The sequence below is a fragment of the Planctobacterium marinum genome (genome assembly GCF_036322805.1).
GTDB classification, from domain to species: Bacteria; Pseudomonadota; Gammaproteobacteria; order Enterobacterales; family Alteromonadaceae; genus Planctobacterium; species Planctobacterium marinum_A.
Map to the genome: position 1 here is coordinate 470,336 of NZ_AP027272.1, position 18,999 is coordinate 489,334.

The 18,999-nt window shown below is 45.4% G+C and carries 20 protein-coding genes; 11 read left to right on the top strand and 9 right to left on the bottom strand.

Going from position 1 to position 18,999, the window contains the following annotated elements:
- Positions 1 to 313 precede the first annotated feature (313 nt).
- Complete coding sequence (locus tag AABA75_RS02070) at positions 314 to 1,528, top strand: DUF1986 domain-containing protein (RefSeq protein WP_338290762.1); 1,215 nt, start codon at positions 314 to 316, stop codon at positions 1,526 to 1,528.
- Positions 1,529 to 1,611: 83 nt separating this feature from the next.
- On the opposite strand, the gene AABA75_RS02075 is transcribed toward AABA75_RS02070, so the two are convergent.
- Positions 1,612 to 2,448, bottom strand: coding sequence for a LytR/AlgR family response regulator transcription factor (locus tag AABA75_RS02075; protein ID WP_338290764.1), 837 nt, complete (start codon positions 2,446 to 2,448; stop codon positions 1,612 to 1,614).
- Between the two features lie 160 nt (positions 2,449 to 2,608).
- Here AABA75_RS02075 and AABA75_RS02080 point away from each other — a divergent pair, with 160 nt between their 5' ends.
- Positions 2,609 to 3,844 (top strand): acyltransferase family protein, encoded by a 1,236-nt coding sequence (locus tag AABA75_RS02080; RefSeq protein ID WP_338290766.1) that lies wholly within the window; start codon positions 2,609 to 2,611, stop codon positions 3,842 to 3,844.
- On the opposite strand, the gene AABA75_RS02085 is transcribed toward AABA75_RS02080, so the two are convergent.
- Entirely contained in the window at positions 3,841 to 4,551 is a 711-nt protein-coding gene (locus AABA75_RS02085) for a helix-turn-helix domain-containing protein (protein ID WP_338290767.1), read from the bottom strand. The two genes, AABA75_RS02080 and AABA75_RS02085, sit on opposite strands and share 4 nt — an antisense overlap.
- Positions 4,552 to 4,715: 164 nt before the next feature.
- On the bottom strand, positions 4,716 to 5,213 hold the full coding sequence (locus tag AABA75_RS02090) for a GAF domain-containing protein (protein ID WP_338290769.1): 498 nt from the start codon (positions 5,211 to 5,213) through the stop codon (positions 4,716 to 4,718).
- A gap of 168 nt (positions 5,214 to 5,381) precedes the next feature.
- On the opposite strand from AABA75_RS02090, the gene AABA75_RS02095 reads away from it, so the two are divergent.
- Positions 5,382 to 6,947 carry a glycosyltransferase gene (locus tag AABA75_RS02095; RefSeq protein WP_338290771.1) on the top strand — a complete coding sequence of 522 codons (1,566 nt, stop codon included), beginning with the start codon at positions 5,382 to 5,384 and terminating at the stop codon, positions 6,945 to 6,947.
- 39 nt (positions 6,948 to 6,986) lie between these two features.
- Here AABA75_RS02095 and AABA75_RS02100 read toward each other — a convergent pair whose 3' ends face one another.
- A complete protein-coding gene (locus AABA75_RS02100; protein ID WP_338290773.1) occupies positions 6,987 to 7,523 on the bottom strand; it encodes a DUF924 family protein in 537 nt (178 codons plus the stop codon).
- Between the two features lie 152 nt (positions 7,524 to 7,675).
- Here AABA75_RS02100 and AABA75_RS02105 point away from each other — a divergent pair, with 152 nt between their 5' ends.
- The 4 genes from AABA75_RS02105 to AABA75_RS02120 all read left to right on the top strand — a co-directional run bounded on the left by AABA75_RS02105 (position 7,676) and on the right by AABA75_RS02120 (position 10,330).
- Positions 7,676 to 8,344 (top strand): GOLPH3/VPS74 family protein, encoded by a 669-nt coding sequence (locus AABA75_RS02105; protein ID WP_338290774.1) that lies wholly within the window; start codon positions 7,676 to 7,678, stop codon positions 8,342 to 8,344.
- Positions 8,345 to 8,490: 146 nt separating this feature from the next.
- Positions 8,491 to 9,159, top strand: a complete 669-nt coding sequence (locus tag AABA75_RS02110) for an energy transducer TonB (protein ID WP_425325557.1) — start codon at positions 8,491 to 8,493, stop codon at positions 9,157 to 9,159.
- A 12-nt stretch (positions 9,160 to 9,171) separates the two neighbouring features.
- Positions 9,172 to 9,741 carry a sigma-70 family RNA polymerase sigma factor gene (locus AABA75_RS02115; RefSeq protein ID WP_338290776.1) on the top strand — a complete coding sequence of 190 codons (570 nt, stop codon included), beginning with the start codon at positions 9,172 to 9,174 and terminating at the stop codon, positions 9,739 to 9,741.
- Positions 9,734 to 10,330: a hypothetical protein gene (locus AABA75_RS02120; protein WP_338290777.1), complete on the top strand. Its 597-nt coding sequence runs from the start codon at positions 9,734 to 9,736 to the stop codon at positions 10,328 to 10,330. Before AABA75_RS02115 ends, AABA75_RS02120 begins: the two co-directional genes overlap by 8 nt.
- Before the next feature lie 31 nt (positions 10,331 to 10,361).
- On the opposite strand, the gene AABA75_RS02125 is transcribed toward AABA75_RS02120, so the two are convergent.
- From AABA75_RS02125 to AABA75_RS02145, 5 genes are all read right to left on the bottom strand, one after another.
- Positions 10,362 to 10,817: a GNAT family N-acetyltransferase gene (locus AABA75_RS02125; protein WP_338290778.1), complete on the bottom strand. Its 456-nt coding sequence runs from the start codon at positions 10,815 to 10,817 to the stop codon at positions 10,362 to 10,364.
- Positions 10,817 to 11,254: a hypothetical protein gene (locus tag AABA75_RS02130; protein WP_338290779.1), complete on the bottom strand. Its 438-nt coding sequence runs from the start codon at positions 11,252 to 11,254 to the stop codon at positions 10,817 to 10,819. Before AABA75_RS02130 ends, AABA75_RS02125 begins: the two co-directional genes overlap by 1 nt.
- A 66-nt stretch (positions 11,255 to 11,320) precedes the next feature.
- On the bottom strand, positions 11,321 to 12,049 hold the full coding sequence (locus AABA75_RS02135) for a choice-of-anchor H family protein (RefSeq protein ID WP_338290780.1): 729 nt from the start codon (positions 12,047 to 12,049) through the stop codon (positions 11,321 to 11,323).
- 106 nt (positions 12,050 to 12,155) lie between these two features.
- Complete coding sequence (locus AABA75_RS02140) at positions 12,156 to 12,623, bottom strand: hypothetical protein (protein WP_338290782.1); 468 nt, start codon at positions 12,621 to 12,623, stop codon at positions 12,156 to 12,158.
- 165 nt (positions 12,624 to 12,788) lie between these two features.
- The gene (locus AABA75_RS02145) at positions 12,789 to 13,913 is read right to left on the bottom strand and encodes a helix-turn-helix domain-containing protein (RefSeq protein ID WP_338290784.1); all 1,125 of its coding nucleotides are present in this window, start codon (positions 13,911 to 13,913) and stop codon (positions 12,789 to 12,791) included.
- Between the two features lie 112 nt (positions 13,914 to 14,025).
- Between AABA75_RS02145 and AABA75_RS02150 the strand changes: the two genes are divergently transcribed.
- From AABA75_RS02150 to AABA75_RS02165, 4 genes are all read left to right on the top strand, one after another.
- The gene (locus tag AABA75_RS02150) at positions 14,026 to 14,775 is read left to right on the top strand and encodes a molybdopterin-synthase adenylyltransferase MoeB (protein ID WP_338290786.1); all 750 of its coding nucleotides are present in this window, start codon (positions 14,026 to 14,028) and stop codon (positions 14,773 to 14,775) included.
- 220 nt (positions 14,776 to 14,995) lie between these two features.
- The gene (locus tag AABA75_RS02155; protein WP_338290788.1) at positions 14,996 to 16,150 is read left to right on the top strand and encodes an ABC transporter substrate-binding protein; all 1,155 of its coding nucleotides are present in this window, start codon (positions 14,996 to 14,998) and stop codon (positions 16,148 to 16,150) included.
- Complete coding sequence (locus AABA75_RS02160; protein WP_338290790.1) at positions 16,143 to 18,323, top strand: cache domain-containing protein; 2,181 nt, start codon at positions 16,143 to 16,145, stop codon at positions 18,321 to 18,323. The genes AABA75_RS02155 and AABA75_RS02160 overlap by 8 nt, the downstream gene beginning before the upstream one ends.
- 117 nt (positions 18,324 to 18,440) lie before the next feature.
- Complete coding sequence (locus AABA75_RS02165; protein ID WP_338290792.1) at positions 18,441 to 18,956, top strand: DUF1993 domain-containing protein; 516 nt, start codon at positions 18,441 to 18,443, stop codon at positions 18,954 to 18,956.
- Positions 18,957 to 18,999: the final 43 nt, after the last annotated feature.

Here is an 18,999-nt window from a genome sequence, read left to right on the forward strand (position 1 = left end):
GCGGCAATTTGAACCAGATTATTGTATGAAAATTGTAATTATGGGGGATTAAATTTTGCTGAATCCGGGTTGAGAATCATTGCCAGGTTTAGGTTACTTTCCAGCTTTCAAAGAGGGCTTTGGCTGATATAAAACTAGGGTAAACGGGCGATGCAGGTTAATCATTCCAGGTTAGTCATGACTTTTTTGCCGATATTACAAAACTCCAACAATTCCTAACATTCCACTACCTTTCTACAACAAAAACTGGCTATTTTTCATGCTTTCTGAGGGCTTTAATGAAAGTGCAAGTCGTAACCTCAGGAGTAACTACATGTTTAAACTAAATAAATCGATTGCACTGGCGCTGGGCGCTGTATCTATGGTGGGTACTGCACAAGCGTCTGATATTCAACTCAAATTAAAGCAACAACAAAACTTACCAAAAATTATCGGTGGCGTGATCACGCCCGATGGCGAACGCCCGTGGATGGCTTCTTTGCAATGGGATGGGCAGCATTTTTGCGGTGGTTCGGTGATAGAGCAACGCTGGATATTGACTGCCGCCCATTGTGTCGAAGATGTGGCAGAGCAAGATCTCGCTTCCATTCGCGTCCAGGTGAATGTCAACGATCTGAGTAACAATGGTGAAGGAGAGTTTCACTCTGTAGCAAGAGTGTATAATCATCCCGGTTATGCTCAAGGAGAATCTACCGATATTGCATTGTTATATCTGGAGTCGGAAGTGTCATCTTCAGTTCCGACCATTGCGTTGGCCGATGCCAATATGATGGCTGAAGGTGCCGAACCCGGCACGGTGGCAACGGTGAGTGGTTGGGGCAATACCAGTATTAACGGCGAGAATTTTCCGGACCTGATGCACAAGGTGGAAGTACCGCTGGTGAGTAATCAGGTGTGTAATTCAGCTGAAGCTTATAATGGTTCAGTTAAGGATACTGAGCTTTGTGCTGGATTTTCTGAAGGTGGTAAGGATTCCTGCCAGGGCGATAGCGGTGGTCCATTGACAGTATTCTACAATGGCCAGGAGAATCAGGTGGGCGTGGTAAGTTGGGGAGAGGGTTGTGCCTTACCCAATAAGTATGGTGTGTATGCCCGTGTTTCTGCATTGAAGTCTTGGGTGGATAGTACTATGTTTGGTAATTCGGACGTTCCCCCAACAGATCCCGATTTGCCGGGTGATGATCCCGTACCACCGGGTGATCCTGATTCACCAGTAGACGGAAAGTTAGTGAACGGTATGGCCATTCAAGGTCTCAGCGGGGATTGGGATAGCGAGATTTATTTCATTATCGAGGTACCCGACAATGCCAAAATTTTATGGGTGGACATTCGCGGTGACAATGGCGATGCCGATGTTTACATCAAACACAATGCTGAGCCGAGCTTAGGTGATTACGATTATGCGCCTTTCCTGGATGGCAGCAATGAGCACAAGTTGATCCGCAATCCGGCAGCAGGTACCTGGCATATAATGGTGCACGGTTATGATGCTTACGATGACCTGGAATTAATGGGATTTGCTCGCTAAGGCGTATGTTTCGCTTCCCTTTATTAAAGGAAAACAAAGTAGAAAGTAGCACGATACAGCATCGTGCTACTTATTTCGTTTATCTACAAACCCGGTTTAAAGTCGGCGCGATAACGGCGACTAAAAGGCAACTCCTGGCCTTGATGAAGCTGAATTTTGGCATCGCCACTTTCCAGCGGCTCTATAGATTGAACCTGATTGTAATTCACCATATAAGAGCGATGTACCCGCAAGAACTTGTCGCTGTCTAATTGTTCTTCCAGCGACTTCATGGTGCCGCGATAGGGATAAGCGCGACCAGCGACATGCAAATTAACGTAGTTGCCACAGGCTTCCAGCCATTCAATATCTTCAATTTTGACTAAGAATTCTTTGCCCAGCTTTTTAACCAGCAAATGTTGTTTGATGGCGGGTGTCGATTGCTGACTATCATCATCGGAAGTGCCTGGTACCGATGCTTCACCTTGAGCGCGAAACAGCACCAACCGGTAAAGGTAAATTATCACCAGTAAATAAAAATAGGTGCGAAAGTCTTTCGCATATTCGTATAAAAACTCGCTGCCCCAGGGACCAAAGTTGTAATCCCGGCCCATAAACCAATAGCCTGCTTCTCTAATCAATACCATTAAGGTGACGTGCATCGCAGAAAAAGGAATAGTGAATAAGGCGTGCATAAAGATATTGCGCTTGAGTGTGGCAAAACTCACCGGAAAGCGGCTATCAAACCAAAGCAACAACGGCAGCAGAGCGGCGAAAACCAGGGTGCTGGATATTTCCCACAACACGGGCTCCCAAGGGGCGAGACTGGGCGCGTCATTCAGAGCAACATAAACATTCGCTACCACCTGCCAAATGATAAACAACCCCCAAAACAGGACTTCGTAATGGGTTTTATGTCTTAAATATTGTTGCATAGTCATGGCGTTATTATGGTTATGAACCCTGTTCAGTTACAGTTTTCTCGTCCCAGCATACCACCGCTCATCACTAAACGGGAACGATTAAACCTTGCTGACTAGTTCTTGATTACGGATTCAGTCATTTTGCAACCGTGTATTAATTTTGTAATGGGACGATAGCATGCAACAAGAACAGGCTAACCAACACATTTTATCAGAGGGGCAATTATTATCTGAACGTCGCTACGATATTGACGCAGTCAGGGTGCTGGCCTTTGGATTGTTAATCTTTTATCACATCGGTATGTTTTACGTTCAGGACTGGGGCTGGCATGTTAAAAGTGCTTATCAATACACTTGGCTTCAGGACGTGATGGGCTTTTTTAATCAATGGCGCATGGCGCTGTTATTTACTATCTCCGGTATGGCTACCGCCATTATCATGCATAAACAACAACCCGGCTTTATTGCACAGCGCATGAAACAGCTGGGCGTGCCACTGGTGTTTGGTATGTTGGTGGTTGTTGTGCCGCAAGCCTATTTTGAAGCCAAAGCCAATGGGGCGTTTGAAGGTGGCTTTTTCAAGTTTTGGTTGGCCTATCTCAGCTTACAGAGTTGGCCCGAGGGTGCCTTTGCTGGCAGCGATCCGGGTGTAACCTGGAATCATCTGTGGTATCTGCCTTACATCATGTTTTATACCCTGGCGCTATACGGAATTCGGCTAATTTTTGAAAAAGCGAAACTTACATTCTTTTCGAAAATAAACAGTTTTCACGTAGGGGGTTGGATAGCGACTTTTATACTCGTTCTAATGCTTTGCGGTACCTTCATCTATCCATCATTCCCTTATCGCTCGCATGCGTTGACCGACGACTGGTATACCCATAGTTTGTTTTTTAGCTTTTTTGTGTTTGGTTATTTGTTGATTCGCAGTGACTCTGTCTGGGAGCAGATGAAAAAACACAAGTTACGGTTTTTATTGGTTGCTATCGCAGCGTATCTCGCCATGAGAGTGGTTAACGCCATGATGACCGAAGACAGTTCGTTTTTGATGAGTTCTTTGCAGTTGTTTTGCCTATATCTCAATCGGGTGATGTGGATCATGACGATTCTGGCTTTTGCTTACAGCTGCTTAAACAAGCCTGCTAAATGGTTATCTTATGGCAACAGTGCTGTGTTTAGTTGGTATATCTTGCACCAGACTGTCATTGTGGTTTTGGGGGCCTGGTTATCGCCATTTACTTTGGGGGGCCCCATTGAGTTTATGTTTGTGTTCTTGGGCACGGTGTTGTCTTGTTTAGCCATACATCATTATGTGATCAGGCCTGTGCCGCTGTTACATCCAGTATTTGGTGTAACAGGCAAGCACGATAAGACCCAGCATAATCAACAATTGCAGGTAATAAGAGACCATTAGCTTTGCTCCTGTAAATCTGCTTCGTCGGCCGCTAACAATTTAATTTTAAGCGGCCGCAATAAACCCTCACTGATCATAGTGGCGTATAGTAGCGGTAACAGGTTTACCGAGAAGCCAGCAATAGCCCCTTTGTCAAAGCCATCTATTTGATTGCTGGCCACTTGGGTGATAGCGATACAACCGATTAAAAACACAATGGCTCCCGCACCGTAACAGAATTGTATCTGACTTTGATAGGTTTGGGCCAGTTGCCTTGCCGCCTGGCCACCAATAATATCTTGGGTAAATATATAGCGAATTCCCTTCATGGCAGCCCATAGCCTGTCGAGATCATATGACAATAGCGTCATGGCAAGGGTAAATAGCACCACAAACAAAACATTAGGGATGTTGATAAAGTCGATAAAACGGGCATTCATTACCATCATGCCAACAACAATCAGTTTCACCAGTAAAACAGCGGCAAGTGCCTTCATAATCATTTCTCCAGACCAGTTCGCTTCCACCTCTGTGGATTGTGCGGTTATAGATGACAAAGGAACGTCCAGTGCTGCCAACAGCGATAAATAAGACTCGTTCGACGCATTGCCGGTTTTTTCGATGCGTTGAATGGTTCGCAAAGATAGACCACTGGCCGTGGCGAGTACTTCCTGAGACCAGTTTTTTTGCATTCGAACGGATTTGAGTTTTTCACCACTAAGTCGCATTTTTTAATTCCTTTGGGTTGCCAGGAGATTGTTAGCCCCACAGAAACTATAGGCCAGAAATTCCTTACGACAAAAGGGTGACAACGACTAAAAACATTAATGGCCAGTAGTCATTTAAGCGGTTTTCATTTTAATAAACAGGTATTTTTGTCTGCTATTGAGAGCTAGTTAGTAGACAGGTTAAAAAAGAAGGAGCAAGAACGCGCTATTTTTTTAAGGGTTTGTTTGTCTTCTTCGGACCAATGTACTTGTCGGCCCACACTCTCGCAGCAAAGAATACCTTGGGGCTCAAAATTTCGATGCAGAATATAATCCAGCAAAGACTGGATATTTAGCGGGGTGAAATAGCTTTCATTGAAGCATTTGGTATCGGGATGGGTGGCCGCATCGGGGGCATCTACAAACTCTCGATTCAGGATAGCATCAAAGTAAATGCCGAAATCTTCTCTGCGTAAGGTGATCTGGTCACACCAGGATTTAGAGGTGGCATCAAAACAGATCAAGGAGCTCACTTGTGATTTTGATTCATTGAACAGCCAGAGACTCACGCGGTCAGCACCCGGAATGAGCTTATGCACAGTCGCACAGACCATCTCCAGTTTTTGTTGACCGGATAGATCAGGATTAGTCAGGCAAGTATTGAGTTTAAATAAGGGATCCATACCGTTACTCATTGCACATTCTGGCAACAACACCGAAGCCTTAATATTAGCTCAAAAATGTGAATCTTGTAGCCTGCTTAATCTCTGAAATAGCTGGTTGTTATCTGCTTAAGCACTAGCTATGCTGGAACCATAACAGGAATAAAAAACAATTTTCGGGGAATTCTGGTGGGTATAGAGCAGGATATATTAGGGGCCATTGATGCTATTTTTAGTTTGGAACAGGTCTCTGAGCAGGACAAAGGCACATTAGCGGTTATTCACCGAGAGGTAAAAAAGCTTACGCCCGAGCAAAAAAAAGCCCTGTCTGATCACTTACTTTATTCTGCATTGCCCAATGATAACCTGATCCCAATGTGGTTCTTTCTTTATGATTGTTTTGAAGATATCGCATTTTTAGAAAAACTTGTGCCTTGTATGCCAGAGACTGTGTCCGTTGCCTGGTTTTATGAGTTTTATTGCAATGTCTCCCATCGCTTGTTTCGTCGCAGTGGTGGCAGCGAGCTGCTGCAAACGGCAATGCGCCAATGCTTTTATCGTTTAGCTGAGCAGAGTAAGCGCTTTTTATCCAGCCGGGGCTTACTCAATAAACAAATCAATTTTTCGGCACCAAAAAACATCGCAATAGTGGTGCCTCAATTAATGCATCTGCGTCATTCTCCCACCAGGGAGGCCTTCAATATTGCTTTGCATTTGATGCATCAGCACGGCTGTAATGTGCAGATAATTAATACTAACGCCATGAATTACACCAACTGCAATCAGCTCAAGTTGCTTATGCCGGCAAATTATGAAGTGAACGAAACTCTGCAAGGACAGCAGCAAATCCCTGTCAAATATATGCAATTCGACTCCAAAGTGAGTGTAGTGAGCTTTGATGCCGGCCCAATGAGCAGTCAAAAAGTTGCGAATATCGCTAGTGCTTTGCAGCAATTGGAAGTGGAAGCGGTGGTGGCTCATGGTGAAAATCTGTTAGTGATGGAATGTCTTTATCAGATATATCCCTCTCTATTCGCTACCACGGGTGCGGTGGTGCCTTTCAATCATTGTGATGGCTATTTTATTCCGGGCAATCTATTTAACGATACCGCGAAAAATCTGGCTGCTCTATATGGCCATGAGAATTTTATGCTGGAAAGCATGTTGGTAACGCCAGAAGGACAGGCCGAGCAAGCCGCAGCAAAATCCCAATTTGGTATCGATGATGAAGCCTTCTTGTATCTGGTGGTGGGCACGCGCCTGACGGGCGAGCTAGACAGTGAATTTATTGCGATTTGCCAGACACTATTGGCACAGCAACCCCAAGCGCGAGTTCTATTTGCGGGTACACCCGAACTGCAACTTGAGCAGTGGTTTGATGAGCAAACCATCACGGCAAAGCGTGTGCTAAACCTTGGCTTTCAGCAAGACCTCGCCGCAATTAGTGCCATGTGTGATGTTTATCTGAATCCCAAAAGAGCGGGGGGAGGTACCAGCTCACAAACCGCGATACTTAACAACTTGCCTGTAGTAACGCTAGATCACGGCCATATTAGCGCCGTTGTGCCTGAGACTAAACGTCAAAAAGATTGGCAGGATTATCTGGAATACGCTGGACGATTAGCCACTGATGCTGAGTTTCTCGCTGCAGAGCAGCAACTTTTCACGGCGCACTTTTATGAGCATCTCGATTCAGGCAAACAAATTGAGCGCATGTATCACAAGCTGTGCGAAGTCAGTGAGCAGTTTGAATAAGTGCCGTTTGATTTTGTAGCCTCACACAAATAACCGATATCAAAACCCCGAGTTAGGTTGTTGCAGAAAAGCCAGCTCCTCCTTTGTGGATACCCGACCCAGAATTTCATTTCTGTGAGGATAGCGACCAAATCGGTCAATAATTTCCTTGTGTTTGAGTTCAAAATCCAGGTTCTTTTTATCTCCGGCTGCACTGAAAAGCGTCACCGCCTGTTCGTGTATCAATTGGGATTCGCTGTGCATGTAAGGCATGTATAAAAAACAGCGTTGAGCGCTATGTAATTGCTCATCAAAGCCTTTTTCTATCGCAAACTGAGCCAGCGCTAAGGCTAGTGCATCACTGGCAAACGACTCAGGCTGGTCCCGATAAATATTGCGGGAAAACTGATCCAGAATAATCACTTCCGCTAGAGAACCCTGTGCCGAGTCTCGCCAATGGGCTAGTTCACCAGCATGAGCTTGCTTGTGCAGTGCGCTGAATCTCGAGCGAATCATAGCGTCAAAGCGTGCCTCCTTTTGCCACCACTGTTCTGGGGTGATTTCAGTAAACCAAAAATCAATAACTTGATTGTGCATTGTTATTACAATTTTGTTCCGAACTCTGTGAATATTAGCTCAGTGTGACATTAAATGGGGGATCGGCAAACATTGCTGACATTTTAATGATTGCGTTTTTGTTGGGCTGACATATGGTAGAGACAGATTGATGACGATTGTTCGGAGAAGCTATGTTGACGTTGAGTGAAAAATTATTGCTATTGGCACTGCACGATGAAAAGGGCAGTGTCGTTATGTCAGCATCACAAGCATTGCCCTATGGCTTAGCCGGTGCTCTATTACTGGAACTCTATTTAGCCGGTCGCATTGATATCTCAGACAAAAGTATTCGCCTTGTGGATAGCAGTCAGACACAAGATGCGCTGCTAAACGAAGTGCTGGTGTTATTGACTGACTCTAACCAATCTCAAAACGCTAAATACTGGTTAAAGCAAATTCATGGCAAAGTCAAAGGCATTCAAGCGCGGCTGGCTGAGCAGCTCGTGCAAAAAAAGGTGCTCGCCAAAGAAGAGCGCAGCTTTTTATGGCTTATCAATTACAATCGCTACCCTACCAAGGATGTTGAACCAGAGCAGAATATCCGCAGCCACATCAAAGACGTGGTTTTGGGCGGTAGCGCAGCAAGTGAGGAAGATCTCGCTCTCATCAGTCTGATTAAAGCGAGTGATCTCACTGGCGAAGTATTTGACAAAGCGGATCGTAAACAAGCGAAGACCCGAATCGACTCTCTCACCAAAGAGCAAAAAGTCAGTGGCGCAGTATCACAAATTGTAGAAGAAATTACTGCCGCCCTGGTGGTTATTATGGCCGCCACGACGGTCGCAACAACCGTGTCTTGAGGTAATACCAGATTACTGGATTTAAATTCTTTTTTTAATCGGAGCAACAACTCATCCTCGTAACAAGTTGCAAACTGATAATTTAATTAAAATTTCTTAACCCCTTTCTCCTTTACCAAGCGTTATGTAGCAAAAAGGAGAATCCTATGACATCAAACATACAAAGTTCGATCCCCTCCAATGTGGCAAACCCACAGTTGTTGTATCGCAGCGCCAAACTGAGTGGCTTGTTATTGATTGCATCTGGCATTACCCTGGCGCTTTTCTGGATGATGTCACAATTGATTGCCCAGTCTGATGTAGAGGTTATAGAGCCTGGCGCCTATATTCCAATTACAGCCGTGCTTGATGAACCTGAAGAGATGCAAGTAACGGAAAAAACACTGCCGTCAAAACCTGAACCCATCGAACCGCCCAAGTTACTGCCTGATAACCTTGAGCCAGATACGTCGAATAATGATCTTAATGGCATTGGTGGTGGGTTTACTATTGTCGGCCCACAAATAGAAACCCAGGCGCATACCAGCCTTGGTGTTTCTGGTGGAGAAGCGCGACCGATAGTACGTATTTCGCCGCAGTACCCGGTTGCTGCCGCTCGGGATGGTATTGAGGGATGGGTGGTTCTATCTTTTTCAATCAATGAAACCGGAGGCGTAGAGGATATCGAGGTACTGGATGCTGAGCCTAAGCGCATATTTAATCGTGAGGCGACGCGGGCGCTGCGCAAATGGAAATATCGCCCGAAAATTGTTGATGGTAAACCGGTAAAACAGAGTAACATTACCGTACAGCTTGATTTCAAGTTAGAGCAATAGGAACGGCAATTGATGAGTTTGGTGTTAGCACTAAAAAACTTGCTACCCACAAAGGCGAATAATGAAGCCTTGATGGAACAATATCGGCTGACTCAGGATGCCAGGTTGATGGAGCAGCTTTATCGCGCTTGTGGCAAAGATCTGTATCATTTTTTGCTAACCCAAACCGAGCCACAACAGGCCCAGGAAATCTGTCAATTAAGTTGGCTGAGAGTGATAGAACGGCGTAATAGCTACCGTAGCACAGGCAGTTTTAAAGGCTGGTTGTTTGCCATTGCGCGCAATTTGCTAATCGATGAGTTACGCAAGAACAATCGCTGGCAAACCGACTCGGATGTAGAGCTAAGCGCAGATGATTCAAGCGATGCTACTGGCGACGATAAAGAGGCCTTGTCGGCCAATTTAGACGAGGCATTGCGGCATTTACCCTTCCACCAAAGAGAAGCCATAGTATTGCAACTCGAAGGCTTTTGTTTGCAGGAAATTGCTGAGATAACCCAATGCGAGGTGGAAGCCATCAAAAGTCGTTTAAGGTACGGAAAGTCCAAGTTAAAAGCACTCTGGAGGCAGGACAATGTCTGAATCTCAGAAAGATTTTGAAAGCCGTTTGCAGCAACAATACCAACGGCAAAAACAAAGTGCACAGCCACCAGAAAGTATCAAACGCTATGTTTTGGCCAAAGCCAGGCGGGCTGACAAGTCTCCCGGCTCCGGGCTGCAGAAGCTACCCATGTTAGCACTCGCTGCTTCACTACTGGTATTGGCCTGGCTGGTATTGCTGCCCGAGCGGCAACTAAAACAAGAAACGCAATTTACCGTAATTGATTATCACGGACTTGAGGCTGAAAGCTCTGGGAGCGTCGACAGTGCACCGGCCATTCAACGACGCTTTGAATACAATGCAGCGCAACAGCGTTATGCCTATCAAAGCCAATTGGGCAACGCTGAGCGCAAAGTCGCGCGTTTATCAATCCAGCTGGATGGTTCGTGGCAATTGGCCACCTGTGAACAAAATGCGTTACTGATATCCAAAGAATTAGTGGCGCTATTGCAAAAGCAGCAGCGCTTGCCTGCGGTGCTCCAACCTGAAGCGCCGATGGAAGTGCTGTTTGCCAATGACGGCAAAATTCTGCAAATCAATCAAACTGAAGCACCGCTGTTGTGTGATTAGTAAACCTGCTTAATCCATGCAGCTTGCAGTTTCAGGCTAACGCCATTGCCATATCGATGCGGTCAGCGCCCGGCGCAAAACCGTCTTTAATGGTTTGTTGGATTTGGAAGTTGAATCGGTGGTAATAAGCTACAGTATCAGGGGCGGTGCAAAGGCTCACTGATTCAATCTCTGGATTGAGCCTGATACGGGCCAGTCGCTCTTGTAGCAGCGCGGTGCCGAAGCCTTGCCGCTGATATGTGGAGTGGATCATGCCCCAACACAAATCGGCGCTGTGGTTTTTTTTATGATAGGCATAACCACCGCAGCCGATGAGGCCGTGTTTTTGGTGATGTAGCAGCAAATAAGGTCCTGGAAGGTCTAATAAAAAAGCTTCGAAGTCCAGGCGTTCGGCTGGATGAAAAGCATCAGGGCAATTACTGTCAAAAAGCGACAGGCAGGCGTCGTAATCGATAGAGTGATAGTCACTGAAAAACAGCTGGCTCATTACCTGACATTACCAAACAATTGCTTGTCGGACTCGGTGGCACTTTCCTGGCACTCACCGCGAATCTCTACTGAACCAAATTGATTGTAATTGCCTAATATAAAATATCCCTGGCGACAGTAGCCGCTAGTTTGCAGTTTGTATTCCAGGGCTTCTATTGCTTGCTCTTCCTGTTCCAAAGCCATTTCGCTGCGCAAGCTGCTCATACTCTGACGTTGACCTTGCTGGCCGCCTGATGAGCGCATGCCTTGCATTTGTCGGTCAATTTTTACCGGGCGAGATTTGAAATTAGCAATATAAACGAACAGTTTGGCATCGTTTTCTTTGATGTCAGTTAAGAACGATTCATTGGTGATGTTTTTGGAGCGGCTTGGTCCCGTGGCGCAAGCCGACAACAACGCGATAGCTACAATGATTAACCCTATTCGATGTGGCAAAACCGATCTCCAATGTCGTATATCCACAATATGGTTGCAAAAAATAACCTATTGCGCACTGAAAATCTAAACTTTCCACCATCTTCTTAATGCAACGACACTCGCCAGGATAACAATGGCCCACAGAGGTGCACTGCCGCCGTGTTCGGTGGTGATCACCACCTGGCCACCAGTACCGTGACTGTGTTCATACTCACTGCTTTCCAATGGTAATAAGAACAGATCATTGTCGCTGGTATGGTCGTATGAATCTTGTAGTTCGTTGTAGTCCACGTCGTAGATTTCTATCAATAAATCGTATTCTTTGGGGACAAAGCCTTCTACTAAACGGGTTGATAAGGTGATTTCATCGCTACTGCTGTTGGCATCAATATGAAAATCGGAAGTGGTGTATATTTCTCTAAATAGTGTACCGTCTCCCAGGAAAATTCGGGCATAAACATCGGCATGTGACAGATTGGTGTCCACATCAAAACTGAGTTCAATCCCAGTGTAATAATTGTCGTGATCCCTGTCTGTATGCAAGCTAACCCAGGCATCGTAAACCCAGATGGTATGGTCACTGAACCTTACCGCCACTTGCGCGGCAGATTTGGACTGGGCAACTTGCGCTTGTTTTTCTGAAACCGCGTTGTTGCTGGATTTGGCCACAGAGGACTTTTCTACCTTTGTGGCGTTTTCCTTGCTGGTCTCAACGGATTCTGTGCGCCATTGTGGCGCACCCTCCTGTTCCGCATGGCTTAAATGAGAGGTGAAACAAAACAGCATCAGTGTGACAAAAGTTACAGGCTTCATATCGGGCTCCTCGAATTAACTGCTACTGAGTTTGTGTCCGAAAGCATGAACGAATCGTGAACTTTAACTGAAAGCTGTTTGCGTATCTCACCTGCCCGGAAGGTCACTAGTTCACTCTGTGGGCCTTGATAATCGAGTCCAATGACCAGCTTTTACCCTCATCCCGGCTTTGGTACATGTCCCAGGTAAAGCTTTCTGCAGTGATATCTTTAAAGCGAATTTTTGACAGAAATTCACCTTGTGCGTCTTGGTTGCGCACCTCTATTTGCATGTGATCATTGTGCCATTTGCCGAAGAAGTTGGGGTAGTGTCCGCCTTGGGCGCTCAAAAATGCTAAATCCCACCGCTGTTTCTGAGGTACCCAGGTGCGCAAAGTGGTACCCGCAAAAATCACTTTACCCTCTTGATAAAGAGTAAAATCGTCCTGAACCATTTTGCCATCAAAGGTGTACCGGGCAGACCATTCACATGGAAATGAGGTCTTCTTAATTCCTCCTTCAAAAGTTTCAAAGGTACATTGCCATTGGCCAATCAGAAATTGAAATTGCTTTTCAGGTGCAGGGCTGGTTGCCATTGAAAGAGATGAGTACCCGAGGAGTAAAATAAGCAGAAGTTTGATGTAGTGTTTCATGGCTGAAAAGTCGTACTAGTTAAAGTTGGGCCATACGGTGCGCGGTCAGAGAAGCTGAATCGACAATTTGCTCCGGGAATCCCCTTACGTTGTGTAACTAATTGAAAGTTATAATATCTTTTTTTCAGGAAATTGGTTTTTTTGTCTGAACTGACTTGGGGTCAGCTGTGTAAATCGTTTGAAAGCGGTGTTAAAGCTGGATTTATTGTTAAACCCAACACCGTAAGCAACAGCCAAAATATTGTTGTATTGGGTATCATTACTGGATAACAAGCTCTTGGCATGCTCGATGCGTTTGCGATTTATGAATTCATAAAAGTTTTGCTGTAACTGCACTGACAACACTTGCGATATGTGGTGCTCCGGAACTCGCAGTTTTTGGGCAAGCGCAGATAGTGATAATTCGTTATCCAGATATAATTTTTCGCCCTCCACCGTATCCTCCAGGTGTCTGGCTAATGCCTCTGCCATGGCCTGGTTAAGACCGGAATTTTGATATCGATTTTTTTGTGAAACATCAAATCGGTCGAAAACCAACTGCGGGTGACGCATGGCAAATGCGGCAAGCACAAATACGTAAATGGATTCTGACAGCGTAAACAGCGACATTACCCAATGCTGTTGCATAACATCCATAAGCAACAGGCAGAGCATCGCCAGATCAGCAATGAATATCAGGGCAAATCCGTTCAGCAATAACTTTAGCCATTGCCAATAGAGATTTTGACTGCCGGAAAATTGAGACTCAATAAGTTGCTGACCCACTTTAATTTGCCGGAAAGACAGCAGCAAATAACAAAAGAGCTGAGCGTAGAGCAGCTTTAAATACAGGTGTTGCCATAGCTGGGCGAGCTGAGTATCACCAAATTGAGATGATATTTGATGGATGAGCAACACCAATAATGGGTAACAACAATGTTTACATGTGCGCAACAGGGTAATGCGCGCGCTGGAGTGTAGCGCTATGCAATAGAGGTAAATGAGAGGCCCGAAGAGCCAGGGGTAAAATAATTCTAACTGTACTGGCGCAAGCCAATTTAAGTTTTCAGTGTCTCTAAAGTAGCCGCTCCACAGCGGTATCAGCGACACCAGAATGAAGCTGGCACATATTCTGTTACTGACGATAAATAAACGCCGTTTCAATAGCAGCAGAAGTAATATCGCACCCACGGCAAAACTAATGAGAAACAGGACCTGGAATAGTTCTTTTAGCAAGCTGGTAACTTCATTCATGAGTTTGCATTGATTTTGCTGCCAAAGTTGACGATATTTGCAAGCAAAATTCAACCCCCACGCCACTTACTGCTAAAGTAACGGCGAGATGTTAAAAACAAGTAAATCGTTCATGCAGAAAATTGACCGCCAGATGGCATTGCGTTATCACCGTCAGATCTCATTACCTGACGTGGATTTAAATGGACAGGAATGCTGGATGAACGCCAAGGTGTTATTGCTGGGCGTTGGTGGTTTAGGCTGTACTGCAGCGCAAAACTTGGTGGGCGCGGGAGTCGGTAAACTGGTATTGGTGGATGACGATAGGGTGGAACTGAACAATATCCATCGCCAGGTATTGCACTACGAGAACGATGTGGGACGCTTGAAAGTGGAGTCTGCCAAAGAAACCCTGCTGACGATCAATTCCAGTTGTGACATAGACACAGTTGCCCGGCGACTGGAGGATATAGAGCTGTTAAATTACATCGAACAAGCGGACATCGTATTAGATTGTTCTGATAACCTGGAAACCCGAAAGCAGGTGAATCGCTTGTGTTGGCAAGCTGGCACGGCACTCATCTCCGGTGCCGCTACTCGTTTGGAGGGGCAGTTGTTGTGTCTGGTTCCCGGCCGGGAAAATCCGTGTTACGAATGTTTCAGTCGTTTGTTTCCCGAACAGGAGTTGTCCTGCTCAGAAGCGGGCGTAATGCCGCCTGTGGTGAGCATTATAGGGGCCATGCAGGCTATGGAGGCTTTAAAGCTGCTAATTAATTTAGGCAAGACCCCAGTAGGTAAATTATTGATGTTCGATTTTCAAACTAATGAGTGGCGTCAATTTAACCTTGTCAAAGATCCACAATGCTCAGTCTGTGGAGAGTGACAGTTTTTTGGTTTTTTACAGGTAAACTGAATAACCGCACAAAAGTGTAGCTAATGCCTGCTTAATAGGGAAAAAAGCCAAAAAACCAGTTTTTTTCAACGGCGTCGTTAGACAGTGAATCGCCTCAGGGTTATGCTTTCTTCTATACCTCATTTTTTACCCGGAAAACATGAACTTTCCTCGCTATTTACACCTCTTTCTGCTTTGCCAGGTATTGCTTTTGAGCGCAGCTGTCCAAGCGCGCAGTGAATGTACGGATACCGTAAAACGCCAGCCAGAACTTAAGCTGGGTATGAGCACGGCACTCAGTGGTCCCGCGCAATATATTGGCCAGTCTATGCGGGATGGCATGTTGGCTTATTTCGCTAAAGTAAATTGTGCTGGTGGACTGCATGGACATCAGGTTGATATGGTGGTGCGCGACGATGGTTATCAGCCTGACTCAGCGCTTAAAAATGTCTCCAGGTTAGTGGAAGAAGACAATGTCGTTGCCGTTGTGGGCAATGCCGGAACCCCTACGGCAAAATTAGCTGCGCCTTATTTGCAACAGAATGAAGTGGTTTTTTTCGCGCCTTACACCGGGGCAGGTATATTGCGGGAAACGCCACCCCAGAGTCATATTTTCAATTTCAGAGCCAGCTATGAACAAGAGATGCAGGCCATTATTGAATTCATTGTTAAATCGGGTATCAAGCCGGGCCGTATCGCCTTTTTTCTGCAAGATGACGCCTATGGTGCAGCTGGTCTTAACGCAGCGACATCGGTATTGAAGAAAAAGGGCTACAAGCGCGCTGATGAACTGTTGGTTACTCGCTATCCGCGCAACTCTTTGCAGGTGGAAGATGCTATCTTGCAAATGTTAGATATGCCTAAACCGCCAAAAGCGGTGATTATTGTTGGTGCTTATGCGGCATCGGCCAAATTTATCAACTACAGCCACAACCTGTTTCCCGATACCCTGTATTTCAACCTGTCTTTTACCGGGGCGTCAGCGTTGGGTACCAGTTTGGATATCGCCAGCAATCGCGTTTTTGTCTCTCAAGTTGTGCCTTATCTGGGTAATGGTTTGGCACTCTCTCACGATTTCAGACAAGACATGGCTACCTTTATTCCCGACGGGCAGGTGAATGAAATTAGTTTTGAGGGTTACATTGCTGCAAGGTTATTAATTGAGAGTCTGAAAGTTAAAAATACCGAATTAACCCGCGAAGGAGTTCGTGATGCCTTGGAGCAAACCCGTAAAATTGATATCGGTTTTGGTGTGCCTTTGGGCTTTTCAGCTGATAGTCATCAGGCCAGTAATAAGGTTTGGTTATTACAATATCAACAGGGTATGGGATTTACCAAAAAGGTGAATGGAGAAAACCATGAATAGCGAGTTATTTCCACCTGCACTGGCCACCCAGGAAGCCAAGAAAAAATGGTTTCGGTTTATCATTTCAGTCACCTTAGTCACCACTTTTATCAGTGTTATGTTAGTGCACTCCTACACCGAGTTGCGCAAACTAATGCACCAGGAAACCCGTCTTTATCTGGATTTCAACACGGCTGTCATTAAGGACTCTATTGCCGATCACCTGAATGCCATTGAAGCGATTGCGCATGATTTAGCGACGGATATCAAGGCCTCTACGTTAGAGCCTGACGCTATTCAAAAAATTCTGGAGAACACCGGGGCCATTCACGATGGTTTTGTTGCCATCGGTGCCGCTTTCGAACCTTACGCGTTAGATGATCGTTTGCGTTTATTCGCGCCTTACATCGTGCACCATGAAGGTGGTTACCGCACTGAGAGGTTAGATGCCTGGTACGATTATTTTGCACAAGAAGCCGATGGGCGCTGCGTTACTAATAACTGGTATCAATGTGCCAAGCAAAAAGAGCAAGGTTGGTTACCTTTGCGTTTTGATGAGATCAGCAACGCCTGGATAGTGCAATTTGTTCAGGCCATCCGGGTTGAAGAGCAATTATTGGGTTATGTTAATGTCAGCCTCAACATCAAAGATGTCGACCAACTGATCAATAAACTGGATACCGGGGATGAAGGTTATGTGATCATTTTTGATCGTCAAAAACGTCAGATTTATCATTCTCTACATCCTAATACCCGCGATGCCAATGACATTTATTTTGCCGATGTGTTCCCCGAACTAAACCCTGATAACTTGTATGATTTACCCGCCAGTGAACAGATGGTTATTCCCAACGAAGTCACTCAGGTACCGTCTTTTCTTGACCTGGCACTGATCGTTAACACCGACTGGACTATAGCTGTGATAATCGAACGTGAATTCTTCGGTCATCACGAGTTACAAACTGATGTCTCTCCACTGGCGTCCTTGCTGGAGAATAACCATCATATTCTGACCTTTATGATTGTCTTGACGGCAATTTGCTGGACGGCACTGGGCAGCTCTTTGGTACAAGATGGTTTTCACGGACGTGTGTGGTGGTCGGCACTATTTATCACCCTCACTTTTGTAGGCGGCATTGTCTATATCTGGGTAGAGCAACAGGTAACCGATCTGGATGCCATTTACGGTACGGAGGTGATCACTAATAAAGCAGATCTGCGCACCTTTGTGAAAGATTACAGCAAAAACACCCTGCGCTCTCACAAAGAACCACCGATTTTTGTGCCCACCGGGGTTGCATTGCAATCCATGAAAATGGACAGCGAAAACAACCTCAAGCTCACGGGATATATCTGGCAGCGCTTTATGTTGGCCAATAACTATGAAATTGAAAAAGGAGTGGTATTCCCCGAATCCAGTGAAACCAATATTCGCCTGGTGTACGACGAGGTAGCCAATGGCTATCAAACCCTTGGTTGGGCGTTTGAAACCGTTATCCCGGAGCACTTTGAATACGAAACCTATCCCTTTGATAAACAGCTTGTATGGCTGCGGATATGGCCCAAAGAATATTTGGAGCACGTGGTATTACTGCCGGACCTGGAGTCTTACGACAACATGAATACCAGTAACCGACCGGGTTTGGAACAAGACTTTAGCGTTGGCGGTTGGCGTGTAGAGCGCAGTTTTTTTGATATTCGAGAAAATAGCTTTAACTCCAACATGGGTATAGCTAACCGGGCCAACAAAAATCAGGCGCCAGAGCTGCATTTTAACATTGCTATAAGCCGGAACTTCATTGATCCCTTTGTCTCGTATTTATTCCCGGTGATCATTGTATTACTGATGCTATACGCCGTGTTACTTACCAACTCCAAGGATGAAAACCGCATCGGGCTGATAGGTTTTAACGCCCTTGAAGTGCTAGCTTCGGCTTCTGCTTTGTTTTTTGTGGCTTTATTAGCTCACGTGGAATTGCGCTCTCACATCGGGGCCAATGAGCTCATCTATATGGAATACTTTTTCATTATTGCTTACATCATGATTTTGATCGTGTCGGTGAATTCCATCTTATTTAGCTGGGGCTTTAACATCACTATGATCCAATATCAGGACAACAACATTCCGAAATTGCTTTATTGGCCCGTATTGGGGGGCTTGTTGTTCTTTTTCACCATGTTTGCGTTTTGGTGATACAAGTGAGTTACCAACCAATTTGTAACGACCAGTATAAAATGCTTGCATGCTGAAAAAACTGCGCTAGTGTAGGAAGAGTTTTCATTTCAACCCTACACTTACACGGAGATTTCCATGTCATTAACGGTTTCCAACGTTATCAAGCCAGTCATACAACAATATCTTGGTTCGCTCTCTCATTTGTTGAATGAGGCTAAAGCCTTTTGCGAGGAAAAAGGCATTGAAGAACAAGCCCTTCTTCAGGATAGACTCGCGCCAGACATGCACCCACTCATCTGGCAATTTCAAATGGTGAGTGAGTTCAGTGCTCGCTGTGCAGCGCGGCTTGCAGATGTTGCCATTCCAGAGTATCCCTTTGAAGAAAACAGCTTTGATGAACTCCAGCAGCGCATTCAAAAAATACAGGATTTTGTATCCACCCTGGACAATGAGGCTTTAGATGCAGGATTACAGAGAAACCAACAAGTGCCGCTGCCAAGCGGAGATAAGCTTGAATTCAGAGGCCCAATCTATTTGAGTCATTTCTTTATGCCAAACTTCTTTTTTCATATCACGACGGCCTACAACATTTTACGCAAAAACGGTTTAGCGTTAGGCAAGTTAGATTTTATCGGACAGATGCCACAGTAATGAATTAAGGATACAACAAGCCGCTTAGAGCTGGCTTGTTGTT

What these genes read in the sequence shown, in the direction of transcription:
- AABA75_RS02150 (WP_338290786.1), top strand. Translation starts at nt 14,026, where the DNA reads ATGCAGAAAATTGACCGCCAGATGGCATTGCGTTATCACCGTCAGATC.
- AABA75_RS02115 (WP_338290776.1), top strand. Translation starts at nt 9,172, where the DNA reads ATGAGTTTGGTGTTAGCACTAAAAAACTTGCTACCCACAAAGGCGAAT.
- AABA75_RS02145 (WP_338290784.1), bottom strand. Translation starts at nt 13,913, where the DNA reads ATGAATGAAGTTACCAGCTTGCTAAAAGAACTATTCCAGGTCCTGTTT.
- AABA75_RS02125 (WP_338290778.1), bottom strand. Translation starts at nt 10,817, where the DNA reads ATGAGCCAGCTGTTTTTCAGTGACTATCACTCTATCGATTACGACGCC.
- AABA75_RS02160 (WP_338290790.1), top strand. Translation starts at nt 16,143, where the DNA reads ATGAATAGCGAGTTATTTCCACCTGCACTGGCCACCCAGGAAGCCAAG.
- AABA75_RS02070 (WP_338290762.1), top strand. Translation starts at nt 314, where the DNA reads ATGTTTAAACTAAATAAATCGATTGCACTGGCGCTGGGCGCTGTATCT.
- AABA75_RS02105 (WP_338290774.1), top strand. Translation starts at nt 7,676, where the DNA reads ATGTTGACGTTGAGTGAAAAATTATTGCTATTGGCACTGCACGATGAA.
- AABA75_RS02100 (WP_338290773.1), bottom strand. Translation starts at nt 7,523, where the DNA reads ATGCACAATCAAGTTATTGATTTTTGGTTTACTGAAATCACCCCAGAA.
- AABA75_RS02085 (WP_338290767.1), bottom strand. Translation starts at nt 4,551, where the DNA reads ATGCGACTTAGTGGTGAAAAACTCAAATCCGTTCGAATGCAAAAAAAC.
- AABA75_RS02135 (WP_338290780.1), bottom strand. Translation starts at nt 12,049, where the DNA reads ATGAAGCCTGTAACTTTTGTCACACTGATGCTGTTTTGTTTCACCTCT.
- AABA75_RS02120 (WP_338290777.1), top strand. Translation starts at nt 9,734, where the DNA reads ATGTCTGAATCTCAGAAAGATTTTGAAAGCCGTTTGCAGCAACAATAC.
- AABA75_RS02165 (WP_338290792.1), top strand. Translation starts at nt 18,441, where the DNA reads ATGTCATTAACGGTTTCCAACGTTATCAAGCCAGTCATACAACAATAT.
- AABA75_RS02140 (WP_338290782.1), bottom strand. Translation starts at nt 12,623, where the DNA reads ATGGCAACCAGCCCTGCACCTGAAAAGCAATTTCAATTTCTGATTGGC.
- AABA75_RS02090 (WP_338290769.1), bottom strand. Translation starts at nt 5,213, where the DNA reads ATGGATCCCTTATTTAAACTCAATACTTGCCTGACTAATCCTGATCTA.
- AABA75_RS02080 (WP_338290766.1), top strand. Translation starts at nt 2,609, where the DNA reads ATGCAACAAGAACAGGCTAACCAACACATTTTATCAGAGGGGCAATTA.
- AABA75_RS02110 (WP_425325557.1), top strand. Translation starts at nt 8,491, where the DNA reads ATGACATCAAACATACAAAGTTCGATCCCCTCCAATGTGGCAAACCCA.
- AABA75_RS02075 (WP_338290764.1), bottom strand. Translation starts at nt 2,448, where the DNA reads ATGACTATGCAACAATATTTAAGACATAAAACCCATTACGAAGTCCTG.